Consider the following 25,806-nt stretch of genomic DNA (forward strand, 5'->3'; position numbering starts at 1 on the left):
CACACCCTGCAAGGCGGGAGGGGCCGGCGACTACAGCGCCTCGAACTCCCGCTTGGGCAAGGTCACGCCGGGTTCCAGCGCTGGCAGCAGTTGGCGAAGCAGGTGTGGATTGCCCTGCAGCCCGGTGCCATCCAGATACGTCCAGCCGGAACCGCCAACGCGGCGCACGGCCACCATGAACGTGGTGCTGCGCATCGGGGTTTCACGCACCCGTATCAGGGATTGGCGTGGCACGAAGCAGACTTCTTCCTCCCCGGCAGCATAGGTCCGGGTCGGCACACCTACATCTTCGCTGATGACCACTACGCCGGCGCTGTGCTGCTTCTTCAACGCATCACGGGTGATCGCCTGGAAGGCGTCATCGCCGCCGGCCAGCCGCTTGAGGCTGGGATGGGTGCGCTTGATGAGGAAGTCCGCATCGCCGCGGGCGTACGCAGCCATCATGGCGCGCACATCTTCGCGCAGCGACTTCGCATCACTGGGACTGAGTTCACCAGCGAAGGCGGATGGCAGCAACAGCGACAGCAACAGCAGCATCAGTATCGTCAGGGGCAGGCGTCGATGCATGTTCGGGTGTCTCACAGGGCACCGCCGCACTATACGGTGGATGCGAAAACAGCGTCCCACCGATGGCGCTGGTTTCCCCGGAATCTCTACTTACTATTGGTAGGTAGTGATTCCCGGAGACCCCCCCATGCACAGCCTCATTGTCATCGCCCACCCTGAACCCGATTCGCTGACCCATGCGATGGCACATCGCATCGGCGATGCCATCACTGCGGCCGACGCCCGCAACACCGTGGCCTACGCCGACCTGATGGCCGAAGGCTTTGATCCACGCTTCAATGCTCAGGACCAGGCCTTGTTCCGCAGCACTGGCGCGGTACCGGCCGACATCGCTGCCGAGCACGCACGGCTGGAGGCCGCCGATACGCTGGTACTGGTGTTTCCGTTGTACTGGTGGTCGTTCCCGGCACTGCTGAAGGGCTGGATCGACCGCGTCTTCACCAACAAATGGGCGTACGCACAGGATGCACAGGGCAAGCTGGTGAAGAAGCTGCAGCGCCTGAACGTGCATCTGGTGGGGCTGGGCGGCGCCGATGCAGCGATGGTCGAACGACGCGGCTACGATGCGGCGATGAAGACGCAGATCGACATGGGCATCTTCGACTACTGTGGCGCACGCGTGCTGACGTCAGACCTGCTGCTGGATGCCGATACCGGTGCGGCCGAAACGCATCTGCAGACCGCGCTGGCAATCGGCCGTAAAATAGGCACTCCGATGCGCTGATCGCCGTGTACCGCCGATGCCCGCCAACGCCGTTCCCACGCGCCGCCGATTGACCCGCGAGCAACGCGCTCGCCAGTTGCTGGACGTGGCCTGGACGCTGGTTGGCGAAGAGGGTACCGACGCGCTGACGCTGGGACGGCTGGCCGAGGCGGCCGGTGTGACCAAGCCGGTGGCCTACGATCACTTCGTAACCCGCAACGGCCTGCTGGCTGCGCTCTACGATGACTATGACGGGCGGCAGACGGTGGTCTTCCACGAGCGTATCGGCCGCGCCCGGGCGCAGCTGGCTGATCGCGCGGCGGCCATCGCCTCCGGCTACATCGACTGCATCCTCAGCCAGGGCAGTGAAGTGCAGGGCATCCTCGCCGCATTGGTGGGCGCGCCGGAACTGCACGAGGTGCGGCGGCGTTACCAGCAGGACTTCATCGACAACTGCCAGGTCTGGCTGGGCCCGTTCGCTGCCGACGGCACGGTGTCGCTGGCGGGACGCTGGGCGATTCTCGGTGCGGCTGAAACCCTTTCAGAGGGCGTGGCTGCGGGCGCGCTGGACAAGACCGGCGCCGAGGCCGAGCTGCAGCGGCTGATCGTGGCGACGGTCAAGCGTCGCTGAGCCGCTCAGGCGTCGGAGGTGCTGTCGGCCAGCGTGGCGAATCCTGCCGCCAGCTGTTCGCGCACCAGCGCATCGCGTGCGTCGCGGCTGTCGGCGCCCAACACCACCGTGATCAGCCGAACCGGATGCGCGCGTCCCTGCACTGCCCGGCATGCGGTGGCGGCCAGGCAGAAGCCTGCGGCCTGGGTGTAGCCGGTCTTCAAGCCATCCACGCCGTCATCGTCCAGCAGGCCGTTCTGGTTGTTGCGGCTGAAGCTGCCGTGCGCGAACGCGCGCTGGGCGGTGATTGCCAGCATCTGCGGATGGTCATTCATCAGGCAGGCGGCCAGCACCGCCATGTCGTGTGCACTGGACGCATGATGCGGCGTGGTGATGCCGGACACGCTGGCGAACCACGTGCTGCGCAGGCCAAGCCGGCGTGCGTGCTGGTTCATGCGTTCCAGGAATGCCGCCTGTGATCCGTCCAGATGGTGCGCGATGGCCAGCGCCGCGTCATTGCCGGAGACGATCATCAACCCTTCCAGCAGGCGCGCGAGCGTGACCGTTTCGCCGGGCACCAGGCCCATGCGCGTTTCATCATCGGCGACCGCGTGCACGTCGTCGGCGGCGATGGTGACGTCGTCGTCCCACGAGCGCCCGCACTCCTCGACACATTCGTAAGCCGCGTAGGCGGTCATCAGCTTGGTCAGCGAGGCCGGTTGCCTGGCGATGTCCGCGTTGTGCTGGTGAATCACCGCGAAGGTTGCCGCATCGAGGGTGATGGACGACAGCGGCGCACGCGCAGGGGCAGGAGACGGCATGAACGCGTCGACGAAGGAGGGCCTGCAGGATAGCCCGTGGCAGCTGCATGAAGTTGCAATATTGCAACGATATAACGTACCAGTATTGAGGGCCGCCGGTGGCCCGATTGGATCTGCGATGACTGCACGCACGCCACGCCGCTGGTTTCATTCCTCTTTGCTGCTTGCCTTGGCGGCTCTGGGCGGCTGTCAGACGAGCCCCCGCGCCGAGGCCGTTGCTTCTGGCCAAGCGCGCCCGCACAACGTGATCGTGATGATCAACGACGGCGCTGGCTGGGGCACCTGGGATGCGGCGGCTTACTGGCAGTACGGCAGCCGCGAAGGCGCGCCGTATGCGGATTTTCCGCAGCGCCTGGCGGTCACCACGTTCCCGTTGAACAGCAGCAGCCAGCCGACCGGCGACAACGCGCAGACCCTCGGCTACGACGCGGGCAAGGCCTGGGATACCGGGCCGGTGCCGGCGCAGGACCTGCCGTTCGCCGGCTACCAGTACCTGGCAGCGGTGGCGACCGACAGCGCCGCAGCGGGCACGGCGTTGTCTTCGGGCATCAAGACCTACAACAACGCCATCAACTTCAACAACGATGGCCAGCCGGTCGAGTTCAACACGCTGCGCGCCAAGCGCCTGGGCATGGCGACCGGTGTGGTGACCTCGGTACCGTTCGCGCACGCCACGCCCGCCGCGTTCGCGGCGCAGAACGAGTCGCGCAACAACTATCACGCCATTGCGCACCAGATGCTGGCGCAGGGCCACCTGGACCTGGTGATGGGCACCGGCGGTCCTGGCTACAGCGTTGATGGTCGCGCCTGTGACGAGGGTGCCGGCGCGGCGAAGGCCGAAGGCTGCGCGAACCCGTGGGAATGGGTTTCGCAACAGGATTGGCAGCAGCTGGAAGCGGGCAGCACCATTGCCGGCAACCCGTCGGGACCGTGGCGCCTGATCCGCAGCAAGGAGGATTTCGCCGCACTGGCGCAGGGACGGCTGCCGGCCGACCGGCCGCTGATCGGCGTGCCGCGCGTGGCCAACACGCTGCAGCAGGCGCGTCAGCTGCAGGTGCTGGGCAAGGATGCGGCCATGCCTTCAGGTGTGAGGAAGATCGACAGCGTGCCGGATCTCGCGACCATGACCCGCGGTGCGCTGCGGTTCCTGCTGCAGCGTTCGTCCAACGGCCTGTTCCTGATGGTGGAGGGCGGTGCCACCGACTGGGCCGCGCATACCAGCGCCTGTGGCACCGAATGGCACTACGGCCAGTGCGGCGACCAACCGCAGTACGGCCGGCTGATCGAGGAAACCGTGGAGTTCAACGACGCGGTGGCGGCGGTGGTTGAATGGATCGAGCGCAACGGTGGCTGGGAGCACAACCTGCTGATCGTCACCACCGATCACGACAACAGCATGCCGATGGGCCCGGAAGCACAGAACGTTGCCTTCGCGCCGGTACGCAACAACGGCCGTGGACGCATGCCGGGGATGAGCTTCCGTCCCACTGGCAACCATTCCAATGCACTGGTGCCGTTGTGGGCCAAGGGCGCCGGGGCGGAATTGCTGGGCCAGCGCGTGCGGGGCGTCGATGCCGGCTACCGTCAGCACGTGCGCTGGAACGACGGCAGCTACATCGACAACACCGACGTGGCTGCGGCAGTGCAGGAGGCGCTGCAGCGCCCACGGTAACGGCCGGTTGCACCCGGGCTGTTGTCGGGGCAGTCTGCGCACATGCAGTCAGATATCCGCATCGACGGTCGTGTCTTTGCCTACGTCTTCCCCTGTGCGTGGGAAGACTACGCCAAGATCGGCTTTTCACGTGACCCGCTCGGACGCATCAGCGCATTGCACCGGCGTTGGTTCGAGTTCTTCGATCTTGGCGCCGGTGCGCTGGTGGAAGCGGAAAGCGAACGCGATGCGCGGGATCTGGAACTGCAGCTGCGTTCGCCGTTCAAGGCGCACCGCGCGCCGGCGCCGATGACGGTCCAGGACAAGGCTGGCGGTCGCACCGAATGGGTACGCGGTGCCAACCAGGCCCTGTCGCTGGCGGTTGCCGCGTTGGGCGAACAAGGCTATCGCTGTTATCCACTGAAGGCGTGGCTGCGGGCCGCCCTGCGCCTGCGCATGGACCGGCTGCACGACTGGGCCGCGGTGCAGCTTCCGGAAGAGGAAGGCCTGCGGATGCCCGGTGGCCCCGGCGAGGGCGCGCTGCGTGACACCCTCGATGGTTGCAGGGCGCTGGATATCGATCCAATGCCGTGGCTGCCTGCACACGTCCAGCGCTGGTACGCAGGTTGAGCCGCGTTGAGCCGCGTTCAACGGGGGCACGGCGGTTGAGCCGGCGCGGCCGGCTGTGGCGCGCATTGCGGGGCAGGGGTTGACGCGCTGGCCAGCTGGCGTGCCAGCTCGGCGCTGGCCACATGGCCGTGCAGGAACAACAAGCCGCTGAAGATGTTCATGAGCGTGCCTCCACTTGAGTGGATTGCACGATACGGGCAGCATGGACGAGCAAAAAGCGACATTTCCGCAAGCATGCCTTGAGAGGAATTCAAGCCTGATGTCCCGCCCTCCGCTCCATGCCCTGCAAGGCTTCGTGGCCGCCGCCCGGCTCGGCAACCTGTCGCGCGCGGCGGCGTCGATGAACCTGACCGTCAGCGCGCTCAGCCACCAGATGCGGCAGCTGGAAGAGCGGCTCGGGCAGCCGCTGCTGATCCGCCAGCCACGTGGTGTCACCCTCACCCTTGAGGGGCAGCGCCTGCTCGATCAGGTGGGTCCGCATCTGGATGCGATCCACGAAGCCTTCCAACCCTACGCGGCACGTGCCGAGCACGTGCTGACGATCAGCGCGGTGCCGTCGATGGCGTCGGCCTGGCTGGTGCCGCGCTTGGGTCAGTTCGTGGCTGAGCACCCACAGATCGAGATCAACCTGCAGTCGAGTGAACGCCTGATCGATTTCGAGCGGCAGCGCCAGTTCGACGCGGCGCTACGGCTGGGCAGCGGGCAATGGCCGGGCCTGGTGGTGGAACCGCTGTTCGATGAGTGGTTGGTGCCGATGGCGAGCCCGGCGTTGATCGAACGCATGGGAGGTGTTGACCGTGTGCCGTTGACCCAGTGGCCGCTGCTGGGCGATCCCGATGGGGCGTGGGGCGCCTGGTTCGCGTTGAGCGGGCAGAGGCCGCCGTCGCGCTTCGTGGCGGTGCTGGATGATTCGGAGGCGCACCATCGGGCCGCTCTGGATGGCGTGGGCGTGGCTCTTGGCCGGGTGACCCGGGCACGCCTGCTGCTCGATTCAGGCCAGCTGGTGGCACTGTCCAGCCAGCGCCTGAAGACGGCGTGGCCGCATTGGCTGGTGTACCCGCAGCGCTCGGCCAGCCATCGCGGCTTCCTCGCGTTCCGCGACTGGCTGCATGCGCAGGCCGCCGAGCACGTGCGGCACATGGCAGACGCGCACTTGTAGAGTCGAGCCATGCTCGACTGACGTTTCGCAGGAGCAGTCGAGCATGGCTCGACTCTACAGTCACCGGACCAGCGTAACCGCCTGCCCGGCACGCGCGAACGCTTCCTCCAGCAACGGGCCTGCCTTGATCGCCTCCACTGCCTCGAACAAGGCCTGCAGCGCGTCGGCCGGGCGTGAGGCCGGTGCCGCCACTGCCTGCTGGATCGCGGTGAAACGGTCGGCCAGCACGCGATGGCCGGAATGCGTCTGCGCCCATGCGTCCAGCGGCTGGCGTACACCGGCTGCGGCATCCAGACGTTGCTGATCGAACAGGGTGATGGCCGCAGCAGAGGTCTCCGCCCGCTCGATCGTGGCGTGGCGCAGTTCACGGCTCAGGAACAGGTCATAGGCCGCGCCACGCCCCACCGCGATGCGCAGCCCCTCGCGGTCGAGGTCGGCCACCTGCTGCGCAGGGCTGTCCTCGCGAACCAGATAGGTGCCTTCAATCTCCACGTACGGGGCACTGAAGGCAATGCGGTCGGTACGTGCCGGATCGATGGCCAGGAAGGCCAGATCCCAGCCGTCTTCGCCCGCTGCGGCGACCACCGAGGCTGCGGCATCGTGGCAGGTGAAGCGTGCCTGCACCCCCATCCGCTGCGCCAATGCGGTAGCCAGTTCCAGCGAAGGGCCGCGCGGTGAGCGCGCATCGCCCTGTGCCAGCACCGGGTTGCCCAGGTTGATCGCCACGCGCAGGAAACCGTGCGGTGCCAGCGTATTTCGATGGTCGGCCAGGAACATGCAGGACTCCACGGGGCGGGGGAGACCCAGCATGCCAACAACGGTGTCCGTGTGGCGTGGAATCAGCCGCGCGCGGCGAAGGTGCCGTGGAAGCCCAGTGGCACCGCATATGGCAGCCAAGCCTGTGCCAGCGGACCGTCGTCCAGGTGGCGTGCATCCAGCACCGCCAGGCCGCTGCGCTTGTTCACCGGATCAAGCAGGGTACCGATCAACCAGCCATCATCGGCGTTGCGGCTGCCCGGACGCGGTACGAACACATGCTCCTCGGCCATGATGTCCGGCCCGTAGTTCCACAGCTGGCGGCGCCCGCGCTCGATGTCGAACGCGGCTACCGCGTTGAAGTACGGTGCGGTGGCCGGGCCGTCGATGGTCGGCGCGTACAGGCGCGCCCCCCGGGTGTTGACCGAGCGCGGATCGAACAACGGGAACTCCACCGCACTGATGCCCAGTGGCTGCCAGCGCGCCTGTCCACGACGCAGGTCCAGATGCAGCTCGACCAGGCTGGCGCCACTGTTGGCCGCATGTGCGCCGTCACCGGCCATCGCTTCCTTCATCGGCGAGCGTGCCTCGTTGATGTCGTCATGGCGCACGGCGCGCAGCACGATGCCGCCATCGCGGGTGAACGCGTCGCCGAAGTGGTAGATCGCCGCGAACGGAGCCTCGAACCATTGCGCCTTGTCCGGCGCATCCTTGGCGACCACCGCGATACGCACAGCACGCTGCGGTGCAAACTGCATGCGCTCGAAGAAGCTGCCACCTGCGCCGGTGAAATCGAACGGCATCATCACGAACACCAGGTGCTGGTCGGTCATCGCGAACGCGTGCAGATAGCCGTGTTCGGGGGTTTCGATCACATTGGCGCTGCGCAGCTGGCCGTCCGCACCGATGTGCCAGACCAGCAGGCCATGTCCCCCCATCAGGCTGATCGAGCCGAAGTTCCAGAGGCTGCCATCGCGGTCGCGCAGCGGGTGCGCCGAGAACGGCAGCGCGGCCAGATCCGGGCGCCAGGTGACAGGGCCAAGCGTCTGCAGCGAATCGGGGTCCACCTCGAACGCCGAACCGGATTCGCACAGTGCGAACAGGCGGCCATTGATCATCGTCACCGAGGTGTTGGCCACGTTGGCATCATCGTTGTTGCGTACCGCCAGCGCGCCGGGAACGCTGGTGCCGGCAGCCGGATACTGGAAGCGGCCGGCCTTCTGTTCACGGGTGAATTTCGGCGTGGCGACCATGCGCCCGTGATGGGTCAGGCTGCCATCACCATTGAAACGCCAGCCATGCACCATGCCATCGCCGTCGAACCAGTGGTCGTAGCGGAAGCCATCGCGCTCGGTCCACGCCGGGCCATTGCGGTACAGCGTGCCGGCCAGGCCTGGCGGCAGCGTTCCCTGCAACTGCACGGTGGCCGGGCCGAGGCATTCGCTGCCGACGCTGCGCCAGCCGAGCAGCCACGGGTGGTCCTGCATACCCTGCGCGAACCGCGCCGGGTCGCCGGCGAAGGCGGGAGCGCTGCGCAGCGCGGTGGCACCCAGGGCCAGGCAGGCACTGCTGCTGAGCAGGGTACGAAGGAAGCGGCGACGGTCCATGGTGGCCTCGGGTCTGGATGCGGGAATCAGCGCAGGGTGATGTCGATGGCGGCGCCAGCGGCCGGCACATTGACGCGTGCTTCGTCGAAGGTCGGCTTGCGCATCACCTGCGGGTTGTTGCTGAAGCCGTAGCCTTCCACCGGCATGCCGACCAGGTTGGTGTCGAGCTTGCCGTTGTCGTTCTCGTCGTGGGTGAGCAGTACGGCGTAGCTGCCGGCCGGTACGCCCTTGAACGTGAAGTGGGCGCTGTCGCCGCTGGGCGCCGCTTGCTGGGCCTGCACGGGCTTGGCCTTGCCGTCCCAGGCGGCGGCGCTGTCGACCAGCGCAACGCGCAGGGTGCCGGTCTGCGCGCGGACGTCGTGCACGGTCACGGCCAGGTCGGCGGCGTGGGCACTGCCGGCCAGAGCCAGGGCAGCCAGGGCGGTGCTGAGCAGGGCGGTGCGGATCATGGCAGTGGCTCCGGAAGTGTGCGTGGCGGTGTGGAGCCAGTCTGCGCGGGGCGCTGCACCGGGTTCAGGGCCAGTGGTCATCGATTCGACGTGCCAGAAGTCACTTTCTGCGCGGGACCCATTGCCGCCGGCGCGCGCGCCGGTCAGCATCTGGCCATGCCCAGCCTGTTCCGCCATCTCTTGCGTCCTCTCAGCCTTGCCGGCCTGGTTACCGTGCTGGCGGTGGGCCTGTCGTTCGCTGTACAGCGCAACGGTGCCGGGCTGAGCCTGCTGCTGCTTGCCGTGTTCCTGCTGCTGTTCGTGGTGCACGGCTGGGCGTCGATGCCTTCCCGCGTGCGTGCCGTCGCTGCGGTGTTGCAGGCGCTGCTGGCGGTTGCGCTGGTTGCGCTGCAGCCGCGCACTGGAACCGCTCCGGTGCTGCTGGTGGTGTTGGTCGCTCAACTGGCCGAGCACTGGCCGCCGCGCTTCGTGCTGGGTGTTGCGCTGCTGGCCAACCTGGCGGTGTATGCCGTGCTGCGCCACAGCGGCTTCAGTCAGCCGCTGCTGGTGGTGCTGTTGTATGGCGGCTTCCAGGCGTTCGCCGCGCTGACCGCGCACTATGCGCGCAGCACGGCGCTGGCCCGCGATGATCTTGCACGGGTCAATGCCGACCTGCTGGCTACCCGCGCGCTGCTGGCTGACAGTGCACGCGATGCTGAGCGCCTGCGCCTGGCCCGCGAACTGCACGATGTGGCCGGGCACAAGCTCACCGCGATGCGGCTCAACCTGCGCGCCCTGGCCGTCGATCCCGCTCTGGCCGGTAGCGAGGGGCTGGTGCTGGTGGAAAAGCTGTCTGGCGAACTGCTGGCCGATATCCGCCAGGTGGTGCAGTCGATGCGCGATGATCGCGGCCTCGATCTGGCTACGGCATTGCACGCGCTGGCGGCGCCGTTCCCGCGACCGAGACTGCAGCTGCAGATAGGAGAGGGCGTGCGCGTGGGGGATCCGCTGATCGCCGAGACGGTGCTGCGGCTGGTGCAGGAAGCGCTGACCAATGCGGCACGGCACGGCAATGCAGAAACCGTATGGCTGACGATCAACGAAGAGGATTCACGGTTGCGTATCGATATCCGCGATGACGGTCAGCGCGCCGAGCGCATCCGCGAAGGCAATGGCATCGCCGGCATGCGCGAGCGCCTGGCTGCGGTGCGTGGCCGGCTGGAATTCGCGCGCACCGCACAGGGCGGCATGCACCTGACCGCATGGTTGCCGGCATGAGTGGCGCCGCGATCCGCGTTGCCCTGGCCGACGACCAGGCGCTGGTCCGTGCCGGCCTGCGCGCGCTGTTGCAGGGCCTGGGCGTGGACGTGGTGCTGGAGGCCGAAGATGGCCAGATGCTGCTGGACGCGTTGACGGCCCAGCGGGTGGATGTGGTGCTCAGCGATATCCGCATGCCCGGGATGGACGGGATCGAGGCACTGCGCCAGCTGCGCGCGCGCGGCGATGCCACGCCCTGGCTGCTGCTGACCACCTTCGATGAAAGTGATCTGCTGCTGCGCGCCAGCGAGGCCGGTGCTCAGGGCTTCCTGCTCAAGGACGCTGCACCCGCAGACCTGCGCGAAGCAATCGAGCGCGTCGCCGCTGGTGAAACCCTGCTGCTGCCGGTCAGCACCGAGCCGGTGCGCGCCCGTTACCGCTTCCACGACGAAGCACCGCCCACCGATACTTTCGGCGAGCGCGAAGTGGCGATCCTGCGCCTGCTGGCCGGGGGTTACAGCAACAAGGAGATCGCGCGCAGCCTGTTCCTGGCCGAAGGCACGGTGAAGAACTACGTGTCCGCCATACTCGACAAGCTGGGCACCCGCGATCGCACCCGTGCAGTGCTGAAGGCGATTACCCTGCGCATCATCTGAGTGGACGGAGCAAGGAGTGCCAGTGAACCCGATCCTGCATGTAGAGATCCCGGCCAGTGACCTGGACCGGGCCATCACGTTCTACCAGCGATGGCTGCAGGTCGCGATGGACGAACCTATCCTGCTGCACGACTGCCGGATGGCCTACCTGCCGTTCTCCGATGAGGCCGCGGGTGCCAGCATTGCGCTGGTGCACGGCTCGGACTACCAGCCGTCCGAGCAGGGGGCGCGCATCTATATCGGCGTCGATGACCTGGATGCCAGCCTCGACCGTGCGCTTCAGGCCGGGGCCGAGCTGCGCTTCGGCCCGGCTGATGCGGGTGACTGGCGTGTGGCCGAGATCCGCGACAGTGAGGGCAACCGGATCGCGGTGCAGTCGCGCGCGATTCTGTAGAGCCGAGCCCATGCTCGGCTGCTGTTGGCCCAGCCGCTCCAGCTCAGCCGAGCATGGGCTCGGCCCTACAAGGGCGCGGCGCGCGAGCGCTGCAGCCAGTCATTGATGGCCGGGTCCAGCCGCGGGTCGTCCGGCAGCTGCATGCCGAAGCGCTGCTGCAGCACGTCGCGTACATCACCGACATCATGCAGCGGGCGCTTGTCCGGTACCTGCCCGGGGCGGTACTCGGTGTAGTTGCCGCTGCCGATGGTCCGGCGCCAGTTTGGCCCGGTCAGCGATGCACGCAGCTGACCAGGGAAACTGGAGTCGGGATGGGTGCATACGTACCAGTTGCCCACCACGTTGTCGATCGGGGCCGGCGCCTGCAGGTCGAACCGATACATCGCCCGCCAGCCCTCGTTGGACTCGGCCGACAGCACGAAATCACCGTGGTCGGGCAGGCGCTGCAGCAGGTAGCGCTCGTGCGGCGTGGCCTGTGGCTGCGGATCGTGCAGGCGCAGCGGCACGGTCGGGGTCAGGCTGCCGAAACCGGCATCCACCAGCCAGTCATCGCCATCCACCTGCACGCGTAGCAGCAGGTGGGTACGCGCGGTCAGTTCGCCGTCTTGGGCGGCCAGCAGTACGCGCGCGCTCAATGGCTGCGCGTCGAAGCCCAAGGCCTGCAGCAGCGCCAGCAACCCGCCATTGAGCTCGAAGCAGTAACCGCCACGGCGGTCATCAAGCAGCTTGCGCTGCACGCTGTCCAGATCGATCGGCACCGCATCGCGCAGCAGGCAGCTGAGGGTCTCGAAGGGCAGCAGTGCGTTGTGGCGCTGCTGCAGCAGGGTCAGGCCGGCCAGGGTCCGCGGTGGCGGCGCATCCAGCTGCAGGCGCTGCAGGTAGCGGGGGACATCGAGCGTCGTCATGGAGGCACCGGGCGGGGGAGGGGCGTCCACTGTGCTCCCCAAACCGGGGTTGAGGTCAAGCGCGGCGGCCGTGTCATGCCTCCGTCGCCTGCACCCGGTACAAAGGCCGCGTCCGCCAGCGATGGGGGGCGCGGACGAAGAAAGCGCTAAAGTTGCCCTGAATGTGGCCGATACAGGTGCGTCCTTTCGCCTGGAGTCTGTCATGTCGGCCGTTGTCCCCCACCTCCGGTCCCTACGCACGCGCCTTGCTGCGTTGCACTCGGCGTCCCCCGGCCTGCTGCGCTGGCTGCAGCCGCATCGGCTCAGCGTAGCCAACAAGCTCAAGGCGACCCTGTGGATCTGTGGCCTGGGCCTGGTGGCGATCGCCGCTGTCTACGCCTGGACTGGTCATGCCAACGCACTGGCTGCGCGCAGCCAGGCCAGCTACCAGCGCGGCAGCGATCTGGCTACCAGCCTGTCCACGCGGGTGGCCGAAGCGCGTCGCCTGCAGACCCAGTATGCACGCAGTTTCGATGATGCCGACCGCGCGCAGCTGTTGGCCACGCAGAAGGCGTTGCAGACCGATCTGCAGGCGCTGCGCGCGACGCCGATGGATGCTGGCCGGCGCAAGGCCCTGCAGGCGCTGACCGAAGCTGCCGACGCATTCTCGCAGGGTGTGGCCGCCCTGTTCGAACGGGTCGACGAGATGGGCCGTGGTGATGCCGGCATCGCCGCGCAGCTGCAGCAGGCCGCCGACACCCTGCAGGCGCAGGTGGATGTGCAGCAGCGGCCCGCGCTGGCGCTGTCCCTGCAGAAGATGCGAAGGCAGGAGGCACTGCTGCTGCTCGACGGTGATTCCACCCACGCCGACCGTGCCAGCGAGGAGAAGCTGCCGTTCGATCTCGCGCTGGCGGGCCTGCCTGCGGATGTGCAGGACACCCTGCGCACCGGGATGGAGGCGTATCAGGCCGCATTGCTGGGGTATACCGCTGCCCGGGTCGGGCTGGATGTGGAAGCACAGTCGTTGCTGGATACTGCCGCGGGTGTAGCGCCGGCGTTGGCCGCATTCCAACAGGCGCAGGTGGCGGCGCTGGCCAAGGCACAGGCGCGCCAGCAGGCCGGCGCGCGCACGATGAGCGTGCTGTTCGCACTGACCCTGCTGCTGGTGGCCGGCGTGCTGATCACCAGCCTGGTGCTGGTCCTGCGTGCGGTGCGCCAGCCGATCCAGGACACCCTGCGCTTCGCCAGCGACATCGCCGACGATCGCCTGGACACCACCCTGCGCGTCTACAACGCCAATGATGAGATCGGCCAGCTTGCCCAGCGTCTGGTGGACATGCAGCAGCGCCTGCGCGCGCGCATCGAGACCGAGCGTGCCGTGGCGCGCGGCAACACCCGCGTGCGCCAGGCCTTGGACAGCGCGCAGACTGGCCTGATGGTGATCGATGCCGAAGGCCTGGTTGCGTATGCCAATCCAGCCCTGCTGCTGCAGCTGGAACTGCGGGCTGAAGACCTGGTGGGCAGCGATGCGGTGCGCCTGCATCCGGCGCTGGCCGCCCTGGCCGGCGTGCGACAGCGCGAAGAGCGCGAGATCGGCCATGGCGGTGTGCGCTATCAGCTGATCGCCAATCCCATCGTCGATGAAGGGCATTTTCTCGGCGTGGCAGTGGAGTGGCGCAGCCGCGCGCTGGAAACCCTGCTGGAAACCGAAGTGGCGGCGCTGGTCGATGCCGCCGCGCACGGTGACCTGCATGGCCGCATCGCGCTGGAGGGAAAACAGGGCTTCGTGCGCACACTGTCGACCAGCATCAACCGCTTGCTTGCCACCTTCGAGACCAACCTCGGCGATCTGCAGGCGCTTCTGGCTGCGCTGGCCAGCGGCGACCTCAGCGTGCGCATGGAAGGTGAGCTGCAGGGCGTGTTCGCACGCATGCGCGATGATGCCAACGCCACCGTCGCGCAACTGGGCCGCATCGTCACCCGCATCCAGCAGGCGGCGTCCAGCCTCGATACCGGCGTTGGCGAGATCGTCGCCGGTCATCATGACTTGTCACAGCGCACCGAGCAGCAGGCGGCCAACCTGGAAGAGACCGCAGCGTCGATGCACGAGCTGACCGACACCGTCGGCCGCAATGCCGATGCTGCGGGCCGTGCCGACGTGCTGGTCAAGGGCGCAGCAGCTGTGGCCCGGCGCGGCGGCGCGGCGGTCGACCAGGTGGTGGCAACCATGCACGGCATCAGTGAAGCCTCACGACGGATCGGTGACATCACCCAGTTGATCGATGGCATCGCCTTCCAGACCAACATCCTCGCGCTGAATGCTGCGGTGGAAGCCGCGCGCGCCGGTGAGCAGGGCCGCAGCTTCGCCGTGGTGGCCGCGGAAGTGCGCCTGCTGGCACAACGCAGCGCGGAGGCGGCCAAGCAGATCAAGGGCTTGATCGAGGATTCGGTGGCGCGAGTCGGCCAGGGCAACCAGCAGGCCGAACAGGCTGGTACCACGATGGGCGAGATTGTCGGCAGCGTGCAGCAGCTGGCGGACCTCCTGGCCGGTATCCGCAGTGCGTCGCAGGACCAGCATGCCGGCATCGCCCAGGTGAACCAGACCATCGTGCAGATGGAAGCCAATACCCAGCGCAACGCCAGCCTGGTGGAAGAGGCCGGTGCTTCGACAGCGCAGATGCAGGCGCAGGTGCATGCCCTGGCCGAAGCGGTGGGCGCGTTCCGTCTGCAGTCGATGACACAGGCGCGCGCTGCGGCGGCTTAGCTTGCGGTTCCTTGTCGGCTGGCGGGGAATCAGCCGAGCGTAGGCTCGGCTCTACATCGGCTGCAGGAACACTGTAGAGCCGAGCCCATGCTCGGCTCACGCCAGCATTCGGCGGCAGGAATCAATACACGTCGCGTCGGTAGCGCCCGTTCTCCAGCAGCGTTTCCACCACCTCATCGCCCAGCGCAGCGCGCAGCACCTGGTCCACGCCTTCGGCCATGCCCTGCAGCGAGCCGCAGACATGAATCACCGCGCCACGCTGCATCCATTCGCGCAGCGCATCGGCGGCTGCCTGCAGGCGATCCTGCACGTAACCACCTTCGCCATCGCGCGAGAACGCCAGGTCCACCCGCGCGAGATGGCCCTCGGCCTGCCATGCTTCGATCTCGTCGGCGAACAGGAAGTCGTGTGCACGCTGGCGTTCGCCGAACAGCAGCCAGTGCCCGTGCTCACCTGCATGCGCGGCTTCGCGCAACAGGCTGCGTAGGCCCGCGATGCCGGTGCCATTGCCGATCAGCACCATCGGCGCACCGCCAATGCGATGGAAACCGGGGTTGCGGTGCACGCGGGCCACGATGCTGGCACCGACCGGGGCATGCAGCGACAGCCAGCCCGAGCCCAGCCCGGCGCGCCCGGAGGCGTCATGCACCAGGCGTACCACCAGCTCCACCACACCGTCATCCGTACAGGAGGCAATGGAGTACTCGCGGCCGGGCAGCAGCGCCAGCCCGGCCAGCCACAGGCAGGCGTCCTGCACCGCCAGCGCGGTATCCGCGTCGGGCAGCTCACGCTCACTGGCCAGCGCCAGCAGCGTACGTGGTGTGCCGTCCACTAGCAGTGGCTGCTGCGGATCCAGCCCATGCGCTTTCAACACCGCGCTGGCGTGCCGCGCGTTGTGGCGGGGGGCGATATGCAGGATGTCGCCCGCCTGCCATTGCACCTCGGCCGGTGCCGCAAGACGGATGCGCCAGATGGCGCCGCCCATGCTGCCCGGGTTGAGCCGATCGCGGCCGAGCAGCCGCCAGTCATGCATCTGCGTGGCCGCCGGCAGCACGCTGTCATCGGTGGTGATGCCGGTCAGCGCGCCCAGCTGCAGCTGCCATTGGCGCAGGGCCGCTACCGAGGCGGCATCGACTTCGACGCGCTCGAACAACGGGTGCGCGCCGTTGCCGATCAGCCAGCCATCAACCTGGCAGCCGAAACCGCAGTAGTGCGGGTACTGTCGATCACCCAGCGCCAGCAGTGCAAACTGCAGGCCTGACAGGTCGAGTGTCTGTGCGATCAGCCGTCGTGCAGCGCCTCGCGCCGCATCCGGTGGTTCGCCATCGCCGAAGGTGCTCAGTACCAACAGCGCCTGCGCGGTGCGCGCCAGCTGCGCGGCATCGACGCGGGCCAGTGGCAGCACCTGCACCGCATGACCGGACGCCTGCAGCTGCGCGGCTGCGCGCCATGCGAGTTGTTCGCCCAGTCCGCTCTGGCTGGCATGCACCACCAGCCACGGCGTGCCACCGCCATCGGCAGGCGTTGCTGGCAGCGACTGGCGCAGGCCACGCGCGGCGCGCTGGCTGCGGCGCCGGTCCAGGTACAGCATCCATCCGGTAATGAAGAACAGGCTCATGCCCAGACTACTGAGCATCACCACCACGCGCCCGGGCACGCCGAAGTAGCTGCCCGAATGCAGCGCGAATACGCTGGTGGCCAGCTGCGCGCCCGCGCCCTGGCGCGCGTAGGGGCGGGCATCGAGCGTGGCACCCGTGCCCGGGTCGAGCTGCAGCAGATCATGCGCGCGGTCATGCTGGCCGCCGCGCTGCGACGGATCACCGGCCATCACGCGCACATTCAGTGCCTGCCCGGGCTTCTCCGGCAGGCGCAGGTCGATGTACCCGGTGCGCACGCCGGGCAGTGCATACAGCGTGGCTTCGATGCGCTCCAGGTTCAGGGCGGCGTCGGTGGCGACCTTGTGCTTGGCGGCCGGTGCGACGCCCAGCAGGGTGTTGGCGGCACTGCGATACCAGTCGAACGACCACCACAGGCCGGTCAGCGCACTCATCAGGTAGATCAGCAGCACCCAGGTGCCGATCACCGAGTGCAGGCTCCACAGGAAGCCTCGGCCGCTGCGTTTCCATTCCACCGCCAGCCAGCTGCGCCAGTGCCACCAGCGTCGCGGCCAGCGCAGGTACAGCCCGGACAGGGTGAAGAACAGCAGCGCGATGGCGCAGCTGCCGGTGATCCATTTGCCGCGCTCGCCGGCGGCGAGATGCCGATGCAGGTCCTCGACAAAGTCGAAGAACCGCTGTCCGCGCAGGGCACTGAAGCGCTCACCGCTGTACGGATCGAAGTACACCCAGTTTTCCTTGCCGCCGGCAAAGCGCGCAACCGAGGGCCGTTGCCCGGTGGCATCCACGCGCAGGCGCTGCAGCGGGCGTTCACTGCCGGCCTGCAGCAGCGGTACCAGTTCGCTGAGCGCAAGTGGAAGCTGGCCATCGGCATGGTGCTCGGCGATCTCGGCGAAGCCGGGATTGGCCGCCCGCAGCAGTTCATCCTCGAAGGACAGCACGGCGCCGCTGAGGCCCATCACGGCCAGTACGGCACCGGCGGTGATGCCCAGCAGCCAGTGCAGTTGGAACAGGACGTTCTTGAACATCGAAGGAGGAGGGCCCGGAAGGCTGCCGCCCGCATCCTGCGCAACAGCAAATGAGAATTAGTCGCGTAATTCTCCGTGGCGGACGGGCTACGGTCAAGGAGGGTTTTATTGCAGGGCTTGCAGCCCTGCACCCGCCGAATCAACGTCAACATCAACGTCAAACGCTGGCTATCCGTGGGTTGGCGGGGTGGGTCCGGTTGAGGGGGACGCCGTAAACCCATCCATGGGGGCTTGGTCGCGGCATCCATGCCGCTCACACCCCCTCAACCGGACCCACCCCGCCTTCGACAGATTTCCGCGATCTGTCGGAAATACTCTTGGGGTCAGATCCGTTTTTCGTAGGAAAACGGATCTGACCCCGGAATTTCATTCGATATCTGACAGATGTGTCGACCAAGGTCGACACCTACCAACCGCCGCGAAGATCTGTCAGAGGTGGGGCGGTGTCGGAGTGCGGGGTGTCAGCCGCATGGATGCGGCTGCCAAGCTTACAGGGATGTACTTGCAGCGTCCCCGCACTCCGACACCGTCCCGCCATCCCACGAAATGCCAGCTTTGGCTTTGGCTTCGGCTGTTGCCGTTGCATTGAGCAGGGTGCAGGGCTGCAAGCCCTGCAAAAAACACCCTCACTTCACCCAGCCGTCGATCTCGCCGTGGGCGAACGGCCCCAGCTTCGCCTTGACCATCCGCCCCTGCGCATCGAACAGCACGCTGTAGGGCAACAGGCCCTGTGCGTTGCCCAGCTGCACGCTTGCGTCTCGTGGCCCCGGGGTCTCGATCACGATCGGATAATCCACCGGGACCCGCTGCAGGAAACCGCGCACGTCTTCCGGCGTATCCAGCGCCAGGCCCAGCACCTGCACGCCTGAGGCGCCCTGCGCAGCGGCAAAGCGCGCCAGCTCGGGCATTTCTTCAACGCAGGACGCGCACCAGCTGGCCCAGACATTGATCAACAGCGGGCGACCGGCAGCGTGCTGGCGCAGGTCCAGCGGCCGGCCTTCAAGATCGGGCAGCGACAATGCGGGCAGGCGGTCGCCAACCCGCAGGACCGGTACCGCAGCCGCGACAGCAGGCGCCGCTGGCACGGCCTCAGGCGCAGCCGGCACCGGTGCCAATCGATGGCCGGCCCACAGGCCAAGGCCGGCGGCCAACACCGCTGTCCACAGCAGCGCTGGCCGTTGCCACTTCATCGCGCGGTGCGCAGCAGCGCTTCCTCGACCACCGCCTGGGTCAGCAGGGTCGGCAGCACCGTCGGCGGCGCGCCGGGGCCGTACACCACGTACAGCGGCACGCCGACGGCCTTGTGCTCTTCCAGGAACGTGGTGATCTGCGGATCGACGTTGGTGTAGTCACCGCGCATGTACACCGCGTTGGTGCGCTTTAGCAGTTCCTTGAACTCCGGCCGCGACAGCACGGCGCGCTCGTTGGCCTTGCAGCTCACGCACCAGTCCGCGGTCATGTTCACGAACACCACGCGCTTGTCAGCACGCAGGCGGTCCAGCAGTTGCGGCGAGTATTCGACCACGTTGTCAGTGGCCGCCTGCGCGGCGCGCGCCGGCGGTGCCAGCTGGGTCACACCCCAGGCCGGCACCAATGCGCCGATCGCCAGCAGCACGCCGAGCAGGGTCACTGCTCGCGAGCCGGTCCAGCGGTTGCGCTCGAACAGCCACAGGCCGAAGGCGAGCAGCAGCAGGCCGCCCAGCACCAGCGCCATGCCGTCCACGCCACGCTGCTTGCCCAGCACCCACAGCAGCCACAGCGCGGTGGCGTACATCGGGAAGGCCAGCACGTGCTTGAGCGTTTCCATCCACGGGCCGGGCTTGGGCAGGCGGCGCGCCAGCGCCGGCACGAAGCCGATCAGCAGGAACGGCAGCGCCAGGCCCAGGCCGAGGAACAGGAACACGGTCATCGCCTTCAGCGGCGGGGCAATGAACGCGTAGGCAATCGCGCCGCCCATGAACGGTCCCACGCAGGCACTGCCGACCACGCAGGCCAGCGCACCGGTGAAGAAATCACCGGCCGGGCCACTGCGGCTGGCCAGCGACTGGCCCAGATTGCCGATGCCACCGCCCAGGGTGAACACGCCGGACAGGCTCAGGCCTACCGCGAACATGATGTAGGCCAGCGCCGCCACCACGCCCGGGTGCTGCAGCTGGAAGCCGATGCCGACGGCGTTGCCAATCGCGCGCAGACCCACCATCAGCGCACCGATCACCGCGAATGCGACCAGCACGCCCAGCGTGTACCAGAGGGCATGGCTGCGTGCGCGCTGCGGGCTTTCGCCACTCTGCGCCAGGCTCAGAACCTTCAGCGACAGGATCGGCAACACGCAGGGCATCAGGTTCAACACCAGGCCGCCGGCCAGCGCCAGCAGCAGCACCCAGACGAACGAACGGTCCGGGTTCGGCGTACTCGCCGGCGGGCGCGTACGCAGGGCGTTGTCACCGCGTGCGTCCGGGGCGAATTCATTGCCTGCGTCTTCACCGCCGACGGTTGCCGGGTCCGCTGCATCATCGTTGGGCACGGTCGGCAGCAGACGCAGCGGAGCGCCGTTTGCGGCTTCGCGTGGTGCGCCGTTGGCGGCAGGCAGCGGGCTGATCACCTCGTTGCGCGGTGGCACCTGGTCGGCGCTGGCGTTGACCTTGCCGGCCGGAATGGACAGCTTCACCCGGCGGGTCATCGGCGGGTAGCAGATGCCATCGGTCTGGCAGCCCTGGAAAGTCACCACCAGGGTACTGTCGACCGCATCGGTGACGGAGCGGCGCAGCGGCAGCGGCACTTCCACCTGGTTGAAGTAGACCGAGACGTCGCCGAAGTGCTCGTCGCGATGCGACTGTGCGGCAGGCCAGCGCGGTTTGTCGGCCAGCACGCCGGTGCTGCCCTCCAGCTTCAGCGAGGTGCGGTCGCGATACAGGTAGTAGCCCGGCGCCGGGCTGAAGCGCAGCAGCAGGGTGTTGCCGTCACTGGCGATGGCGTCGAAGCCGAACGCTTGTTCCGAGGGCAGTGGCAGCGCCTGGCTGTTGCTGGCTGCACCTGGCAGGCGCAGGCCGCCGCTGTTGCCGGCACCGGCCAGCGGGTTGTTGAACGGGCTGGCGCCGGCGGGGCGCGCGGCAGGAGCGGTGGCCTGTGCCCCGGCACCCGGCAGCGTGACCTGCACCACGCGCTTCTGCGGCGGGTAGCAGACACCGGCATCGGCGCAGCCCTGGTAACGCACTTCCAGGCCGATGGTGCCGGCGGCCTCGGTCGGCGTGCCGGGCAGGGTGGCCTGCAGGCGCTCGCGATAGGTTTCGACTTCGCCGAAGAAATCGTCGTGGTGCTTGTCGCCCCTGGGCATCTGCAGTGTGCCGGCATTGAAGGCCGGATCCGCCTTGACGCTGGTGCGGTGGCGATACAGGTAATAGCCCGGTGCGATCTTGAACTGCAGTTGCACCTGGCCACGTTCGGGGGCGGTCGCGGTCAGCGCGAACGCCTGGTCCACCGGCAGCAGGTCCTTCTCATCCAGAGCGAAGGCGGGCAACGAGAGCCACAACAGGGCGCACAGGGCGGCGCCACGCGCAAACAGAGTCTTCAATCAGTGTCCTCCCGGGTCTGTGCCCGGATCCAGTCCAGATACGCCGGCAGGCCGGCCCGGGTTTCGACCGCGATGCACTCCGGGAGTTCATACGGATGCAGTTCGACGATCCGGGCGATTGCGTCATCAACGCGGCTCGCGGTGGTCTTCACCAGCAGCTGCAGTTCGCTGTCGGTAGTCACCTCGCCCTGCCAGCGATAGGTCGACTGCGCGCCATCGAGGCGCGTCACGCACGCGGCCAGGCGCTCGCCGACCAGCGCGTGCGCGATGCGCTCGGCACTGGCCCGGTCCGGGCAGGTGGTCAACAGCAGCAGGACGGGATCGACGGTCGACATGACCGTCGAGTATAGGGCCGCCGCCGGGTCAGGACCCGGCGGCGGCAGTGGACCGCTGCGTTGCGCGGTCAGTTGGCCAATTGGCAGGTGGCCGGCTTGGCCGAAGTGAACAGGGCCGGGGTCGCCCACTCGGGGTGGTCGATGAACGGGTTGCGGTTGCCCTGGAAGCTGTAGACCACATCGTTGCGGGCACGCTCGGCATCATCCGGCGGATCGGACAGGTGCCAGTCGATCAGGGTCGACAGCAGGCCCATGTAGGCCGGCGAACTGCTGGTCTTGACGATCCTGCTGCGGTCGTCGGTCAGCTCCAGGTCCGGCTCGGACTGGCCGGTGGCTGCATCCTTGCCGCCCTCGTAGCGGATCGCCATGTACATCACCGCACGCGCCATGTCGCCCTTGCGCTTGCCCCACACCTCGAAGGTGCCGGTGTTGCCGTCCGGCGTGCGCACCCAGTTGGAGTTGCCCGGGTAGCCGCCGCTGCCGCCGCCCTGGCCGTTGTTGGCTTCGGTGGCGCGTTCGCCGCAGTTGGCGTCGCACTTGCCGAACGGCTTGTTGCCACGGTCGGCGTTCCACTGCGCGTCGGTCAGGTACAGCATGTGGGTGTCGGTATACGGTGCGTAAGGCAGGCCCTTGTCACCGGTGGTGCTGGCAAAGCCCAGCGAGTTCGGCCAGGTGTGCTCGCGGTTGTACTTCAGGCCACTGCCGCTGCCGGCGCGGTCGGTCACCTTGGCGTAGCTGCGGTTGCGGTACGCATCCAGGATCCTGCCGCTGTTGTTCGGAACCTCGTCGGCGATTTCCAGGATGGTCCACGTACTGGTGCCCGAGCCGCTGTACGGGTAGGCGGTGTGGCCCTTGATGGTGGCGTGCAGCGAGCAGCGAAGCTGGCTGGGGCTGCTGGTGTTGACCCTGGAGTAGTAACCGGCCGGCACGCCGGGGTTGCCCGGGTCCGGATTGCCGCCGGTGGTTGCCACGGTGAAGGCGATGCGGCTGTCGGCAGCCGGGTGTGCGCCCTGCAGGTCGGTGATGCGCGCGGCGCGGATGTCGAAGCGGCAGGCTTCACCGGCCACCAGCGCGGTGTTGGTGGACAGCTTCACATTGCGGCCGCTGGCCGGGTAGGTCAGCGGCACGCTGCCGGAGGTGCCGCAGCTCAGCGCGAACGCGCCGCTGGCCAGGTTCACCGTCTCGCTGAACACCACTTCCAGGTCGGCGGCGGCCGGGAAGGTGCTGCTGCCTTGCGCCGGGGTGGTGGTGGAGACCGACGGCGGCGTGTTCGGACCCGGGGTACCGCCACCGCTGAAGGTCTGGCCGTTGTTGCAGCTGCCAAACGTCTGCTTGGCCGATTCGGCCCAGGTGAAGTGGGCGTACTGGCTGCCGTTGCCGGTCAGCTGCAGCGAGGTGCCCGGCGCCGTGCTGTTGGTCTCGGCCACCGGAATGTTCTGGCTGGTCATGCCGGCGGCAGGGCCACCGGAGGCAGTGATGGCGCCCTCGTAGCTGAGGAACTGGACCACCTTGCCGCTGGCATCGACCAGGGCGATGCCGTCGTTCGGGCCGTTCTGGAGGCCGTTGGTCGGGTAGTTGACCACGGCGATGCTGGCGCTGCCGCAGCCAGCGGCGGTGCCGGCCGGGACCGGGTTGTTGGCGTAGACCGTGGCCGCCGAAGGATTGCTGCCGTTGTAGAGGTAGAGGCGGTAGCCGGACAGGTCCTCGCCCGCGGTAGCGACCACTTCGATGGCTTCGCCGACGTCACCGGCGGCGGTGCTGTCGTCGTAATGCAGTTCGTTGATGAAGACCTCGGCCTGGGCCGGCGCGGCGGCCAGCGCCAGCAGGCAGGCGGCGGCAAGCGGGGACAGCAATCGCATCGACTACTCCTTGTGATTGGGAATGCGCGGCCGAGCCTAAGGCCGATCCAGTGACACTTTGTCGTAAATGAACGTCAGATATCTGACAGTGGGACATCTATCACTAAATAGCACCCCTTGCCCCCTTGGCTTGCCGCACTGCATCCCTATACAGGCGTCCACGCAGGGAGGCAGGTTTCCCGGTCCCGAGAAAAATTTCGGGATCAGCCCTTGAAAGGCCTGTGGAGGTCTCCATCTCTCTCGTGCTCCCGACTTGTCGGGCTTTTTCACGCGCGTTGCTGGCACTCGCCTGGTACGACTGCTAACATCGCCGGACTTTTTTAGACCAATCAATAACTTAAGAGGTCTCTCATGAGCATCAAGCCGCTGCACGACCGCGTTGTGGTCAAGCCGATCGAAGCCGACGAAATCTCCGCCGGTGGCATCGTCATTCCGGATTCGGCCAAGGAAAAGTCCACCAAGGGTGAAGTCGTGGCCGTCGGCCCGGGCAAGCCGCTGGACAACGGCAGCGTGCGCGCTCCGTCGCTGAAGGTCGGCGACAAGGTCATCTACGGCCAGTACGCCGGCAGCTCGTACAAGAGCGAAGGCGTCGAGTACAAGGTCCTGCGCGAAGACGACGTGCTCGCCGTCATCGGCTGAGCCTCGGCGCGACCTGTTTTTCTGTAAGACATCCCCTTTCGTCGCCGGGCCCGGCCCGGTGCAAACATCGAGGTAATCGCAATGGCTGCCAAGGATATTCGTTTCGGTGAAGACGCCCGTTCGCGCATGGTGCGCGGCGTCAACGTTCTCGCCAATGCCGTCAAGGCCACCCTGGGCCCGAAGGGCCGCAACGTCGTTCTGGAAAAGAGCTTCGGCGCGCCGACCATCACCAAGGACGGCGTGTCCGTCGCCAAGGAAATCGAACTGGCTGACAAGTTCGAGAACATGGGCGCGCAGATGGTGAAGGAAGTTGCTTCGCGCACCAACGACGACGCCGGCGACGGCACCACCACCGCCACCGTGCTGGCCCAGGCCCTGATCCGCGAAGGCGCCAAGGCCGTTGCCGCCGGCATGAACCCGATGGACCTGAAGCGCGGTATCGACAAGGCCGTCGTGGCCGCCGTCTCCGAGCTGAAGAACATCTCCAAGCCGACCGCCGACGACAAGGCGATTGCCCAGGTCGGTACCATCTCGGCCAACTCGGACGAGTCGATCGGCCAGATCATCGCTGACGCGATGAAGGAAGTCGGCAAGGAAGGCGTCATCACCGTTGAAGAAGGCTCGGGCCTGGACAACGAGCTGGACGTGGTCAAGGGCATGCAGTTCGACCGCGGCTACCTGTCCCCGTACTTCATCAACAACCAGCAGTCGCAGACCGCTGACCTGGATGACCCGTACATCCTGCTGCACGACAAGAAGATCTCCAACGTCCGTGACCTGCTGCCGGTGCTGGAAGGCGTCGCCAAGGCCGGCAAGCCGCTGCTGATCGTTGCCGAAGAAGTCGAAGGCGAAGCGCTGGCCACCCTGGTGGTCAACACCATCCGTGGCATCGTCAAGGTCGTGGCCGTCAAGGCTCCGGGCTTCGGCGACCGTCGCAAGGCGATGCTGGAAGACATGGCCGTGCTGACCGGCGGCACCGTGATCTCCGAAGAAGTGGGCCTGTCGCTGGAAAAGGCCACCATCAAGGACCTGGGCCGCGCCAAGAAGGTGCAGGTCTCCAAGGAAAACACCACCATCATTGATGGCGTGGGTGACAAGGCTGCCGTCGACGCACGCGTCGGCCAGATCAAGACCCAGATCCAGGACACCTCCTCGGACTACGATCGCGAGAAGCTGCAGGAACGCGTGGCCAAGCTGGCCGGTGGCGTTGCCGTGATCAAGGTCGGCGCTTCGACCGAAATCGAAATGAAGGAAAAGAAGGATCGCGTCGACGACGCCCTGCACGCGACCCGTGCAGCCGTTGAAGAAGGCGTGGTCCCGGGCGGCGGCGTTGCCCTGGTCCGTGCGGTCACCGCGCTGGCCGGCCTGAAGGGTGCCAACGAAGACCAGAACCATGGCATCCAGATCGCCCTGCGCGCGATGGAAGCCCCGCTGCGCGAAATCGTTGCCAACGCCGGTGAAGAACCGTCGGTCATCATCAACAAGGTCAAGGAAGGCACCGGCAGCTTCGGCTACAACGCCGCCACCGGCGAGTTCGGCGACATGCTGCAGTTCGGCATCCTGGACCCGACCAAGGTGACCCGTTCGGCCCTGCAGAACGCGGCCTCGATCGCTGGCCTGATGATCACCACCGAAGCCATGGTTGCCGAAGCTCCGAAGAAGGACGAGCCGGCCATGGGCGGCGCCGGTGGCATGGGCGGCATGGGTGGCATGGGCGGCATGGACTTCTAAGTCCCCGCTTTCACCCCGCAATGAAAAACCCCGCCGCACGGCGGGGTTTTTTTGTGGCCGGGTGGAATCGAAGTAGTAGATCCACGCCATGCGTGGATGCCGCTGCCAACCTGGTATCTACCTGTCACCCTCGCGCCGCT

General features: G+C 67.2%; 22 protein-coding genes. 11 read left to right on the forward strand and 11 right to left on the reverse strand.

Annotation, left to right across the window (positions count from 1 at the left end):
- Positions 1–30: 30 nt before the first annotated feature.
- A complete protein-coding gene (locus HLA98_RS10630; RefSeq protein WP_057500735.1) occupies positions 31–567 on the reverse strand; it encodes a hypothetical protein in 537 nt (178 codons plus the stop codon).
- A gap of 127 nt (positions 568–694) precedes the next feature.
- Here HLA98_RS10630 and HLA98_RS10635 point away from each other — a divergent pair, with 127 nt between their 5' ends.
- Together HLA98_RS10635 and HLA98_RS10640 are read left to right on the forward strand one after the other, a co-directional pair.
- Complete coding sequence (locus tag HLA98_RS10635) at positions 695–1,291, forward strand: NAD(P)H-dependent oxidoreductase (protein ID WP_057500736.1); 597 nt, start codon at positions 695–697, stop codon at positions 1,289–1,291.
- A 16-nt stretch (positions 1,292–1,307) separates the two neighbouring features.
- Positions 1,308–1,901, forward strand: a complete 594-nt coding sequence (locus tag HLA98_RS10640) for a TetR/AcrR family transcriptional regulator (protein WP_049446699.1) — start codon at positions 1,308–1,310, stop codon at positions 1,899–1,901.
- A 5-nt stretch (positions 1,902–1,906) separates the two neighbouring features.
- On the opposite strand, the gene HLA98_RS10645 is transcribed toward HLA98_RS10640, so the two are convergent.
- On the reverse strand, positions 1,907–2,701 hold the full coding sequence (locus HLA98_RS10645; protein WP_057500737.1) for a D-alanyl-D-alanine carboxypeptidase family protein: 795 nt from the start codon (positions 2,699–2,701) through the stop codon (positions 1,907–1,909).
- A 118-nt stretch (positions 2,702–2,819) separates the two neighbouring features.
- Here HLA98_RS10645 and HLA98_RS10650 point away from each other — a divergent pair, with 118 nt between their 5' ends.
- The 3 genes from HLA98_RS10650 (at position 2,820) to HLA98_RS10660 (ending at position 6,141) form a co-directional block, all read left to right on the forward strand.
- Positions 2,820–4,373, forward strand: coding sequence for an alkaline phosphatase (locus HLA98_RS10650; protein ID WP_057500738.1), 1,554 nt, complete (start codon positions 2,820–2,822; stop codon positions 4,371–4,373).
- Between the two features lie 42 nt (positions 4,374–4,415).
- A complete protein-coding gene (locus tag HLA98_RS10655; protein WP_057500739.1) occupies positions 4,416–4,982 on the forward strand; it encodes a GIY-YIG nuclease family protein in 567 nt (188 codons plus the stop codon).
- A 259-nt stretch (positions 4,983–5,241) separates the two neighbouring features.
- Positions 5,242–6,141: a LysR substrate-binding domain-containing protein gene (locus tag HLA98_RS10660; protein WP_049446692.1), complete on the forward strand. Its 900-nt coding sequence runs from the start codon at positions 5,242–5,244 to the stop codon at positions 6,139–6,141.
- Positions 6,142–6,201: 60 nt separating this feature from the next.
- Here HLA98_RS10660 and HLA98_RS10665 read toward each other — a convergent pair whose 3' ends face one another.
- The 3 genes from HLA98_RS10665 to HLA98_RS10675 all read right to left on the reverse strand — a co-directional run bounded on the left by HLA98_RS10665 (position 6,202) and on the right by HLA98_RS10675 (position 8,953).
- The gene (locus HLA98_RS10665; protein ID WP_057500740.1) at positions 6,202–6,918 is read right to left on the reverse strand and encodes an ABC transporter substrate-binding protein; all 717 of its coding nucleotides are present in this window, start codon (positions 6,916–6,918) and stop codon (positions 6,202–6,204) included.
- Between the two features lie 62 nt (positions 6,919–6,980).
- A complete protein-coding gene (locus HLA98_RS10670; protein WP_057500741.1) occupies positions 6,981–8,504 on the reverse strand; it encodes a carotenoid oxygenase family protein in 1,524 nt (507 codons plus the stop codon).
- Between the two features lie 26 nt (positions 8,505–8,530).
- Positions 8,531–8,953, reverse strand: coding sequence for a DUF2141 domain-containing protein (locus HLA98_RS10675; protein ID WP_057500742.1), 423 nt, complete (start codon positions 8,951–8,953; stop codon positions 8,531–8,533).
- A gap of 156 nt (positions 8,954–9,109) precedes the next feature.
- Here HLA98_RS10675 and HLA98_RS10680 point away from each other — a divergent pair, with 156 nt between their 5' ends.
- The 3 genes from HLA98_RS10680 to HLA98_RS10690 are packed head-to-tail and all read left to right on the forward strand — an operon-like array spanning position 9,110 to position 11,239.
- Positions 9,110–10,210, forward strand: a complete 1,101-nt coding sequence (locus HLA98_RS10680; protein ID WP_057500743.1) for a sensor histidine kinase — start codon at positions 9,110–9,112, stop codon at positions 10,208–10,210.
- Positions 10,207–10,845, forward strand: a complete 639-nt coding sequence (locus HLA98_RS10685; RefSeq protein ID WP_088479103.1) for a response regulator transcription factor — start codon at positions 10,207–10,209, stop codon at positions 10,843–10,845. Before HLA98_RS10680 ends, HLA98_RS10685 begins: the two co-directional genes overlap by 4 nt.
- Before the next feature lie 22 nt (positions 10,846–10,867).
- Positions 10,868–11,239 (forward strand): VOC family protein, encoded by a 372-nt coding sequence (locus HLA98_RS10690; protein WP_057500744.1) that lies wholly within the window; start codon positions 10,868–10,870, stop codon positions 11,237–11,239.
- A 65-nt stretch (positions 11,240–11,304) separates the two neighbouring features.
- Here the strand turns inward: HLA98_RS10690 and HLA98_RS10695 are convergent, their stop codons facing one another.
- Positions 11,305–12,144: an arylamine N-acetyltransferase family protein gene (locus HLA98_RS10695; protein WP_057500745.1), complete on the reverse strand. Its 840-nt coding sequence runs from the start codon at positions 12,142–12,144 to the stop codon at positions 11,305–11,307.
- Positions 12,145–12,346: 202 nt separating this feature from the next.
- Between HLA98_RS10695 and HLA98_RS10700 the strand changes: the two genes are divergently transcribed.
- On the forward strand, positions 12,347–14,887 hold the full coding sequence (locus HLA98_RS10700; protein WP_057500746.1) for a methyl-accepting chemotaxis protein: 2,541 nt from the start codon (positions 12,347–12,349) through the stop codon (positions 14,885–14,887).
- Between the two features lie 121 nt (positions 14,888–15,008).
- Here HLA98_RS10700 and HLA98_RS10705 read toward each other — a convergent pair whose 3' ends face one another.
- From HLA98_RS10705 to HLA98_RS10725, 5 genes are all read right to left on the reverse strand, one after another.
- A complete protein-coding gene (locus tag HLA98_RS10705) occupies positions 15,009–17,531 on the reverse strand; it encodes a PepSY domain-containing protein (RefSeq protein WP_057500747.1) in 2,523 nt (840 codons plus the stop codon).
- A gap of 626 nt (positions 17,532–18,157) precedes the next feature.
- The gene (locus HLA98_RS10710; protein ID WP_057500845.1) at positions 18,158–18,721 is read right to left on the reverse strand and encodes a TlpA family protein disulfide reductase; all 564 of its coding nucleotides are present in this window, start codon (positions 18,719–18,721) and stop codon (positions 18,158–18,160) included.
- Positions 18,718–21,102 (reverse strand): protein-disulfide reductase DsbD family protein, encoded by a 2,385-nt coding sequence (locus tag HLA98_RS10715; RefSeq protein WP_057500844.1) that lies wholly within the window; start codon positions 21,100–21,102, stop codon positions 18,718–18,720. Before HLA98_RS10715 ends, HLA98_RS10710 begins: the two co-directional genes overlap by 4 nt.
- On the reverse strand, positions 21,099–21,437 hold the full coding sequence (gene cutA, locus HLA98_RS10720) for a divalent-cation tolerance protein CutA (protein WP_049456835.1): 339 nt from the start codon (positions 21,435–21,437) through the stop codon (positions 21,099–21,101). Before cutA ends, HLA98_RS10715 begins: the two co-directional genes overlap by 4 nt.
- A gap of 68 nt (positions 21,438–21,505) precedes the next feature.
- Positions 21,506–23,296 (reverse strand): endonuclease, encoded by a 1,791-nt coding sequence (locus tag HLA98_RS10725; protein ID WP_057500843.1) that lies wholly within the window; start codon positions 23,294–23,296, stop codon positions 21,506–21,508.
- Between the two features lie 351 nt (positions 23,297–23,647).
- On the opposite strand from HLA98_RS10725, the gene HLA98_RS10730 reads away from it, so the two are divergent.
- Both HLA98_RS10730 and groL read left to right on the forward strand, forming a co-directional pair.
- Positions 23,648–23,935, forward strand: coding sequence for a co-chaperone GroES (locus HLA98_RS10730; protein WP_006396661.1), 288 nt, complete (start codon positions 23,648–23,650; stop codon positions 23,933–23,935).
- An 81-nt stretch (positions 23,936–24,016) separates the two neighbouring features.
- Positions 24,017–25,666 carry a chaperonin GroEL gene (gene groL / locus HLA98_RS10735; RefSeq protein WP_057500842.1) on the forward strand — a complete coding sequence of 550 codons (1,650 nt, stop codon included), beginning with the start codon at positions 24,017–24,019 and terminating at the stop codon, positions 25,664–25,666.
- Positions 25,667–25,806 lie beyond the last annotated feature (140 nt).

Origin of the sequence: Stenotrophomonas africana (assembly GCF_013004645.1) — a bacterium.
Taxonomy (GTDB): Bacteria; Pseudomonadota; Gammaproteobacteria; order Xanthomonadales; family Xanthomonadaceae; genus Stenotrophomonas; species Stenotrophomonas africana.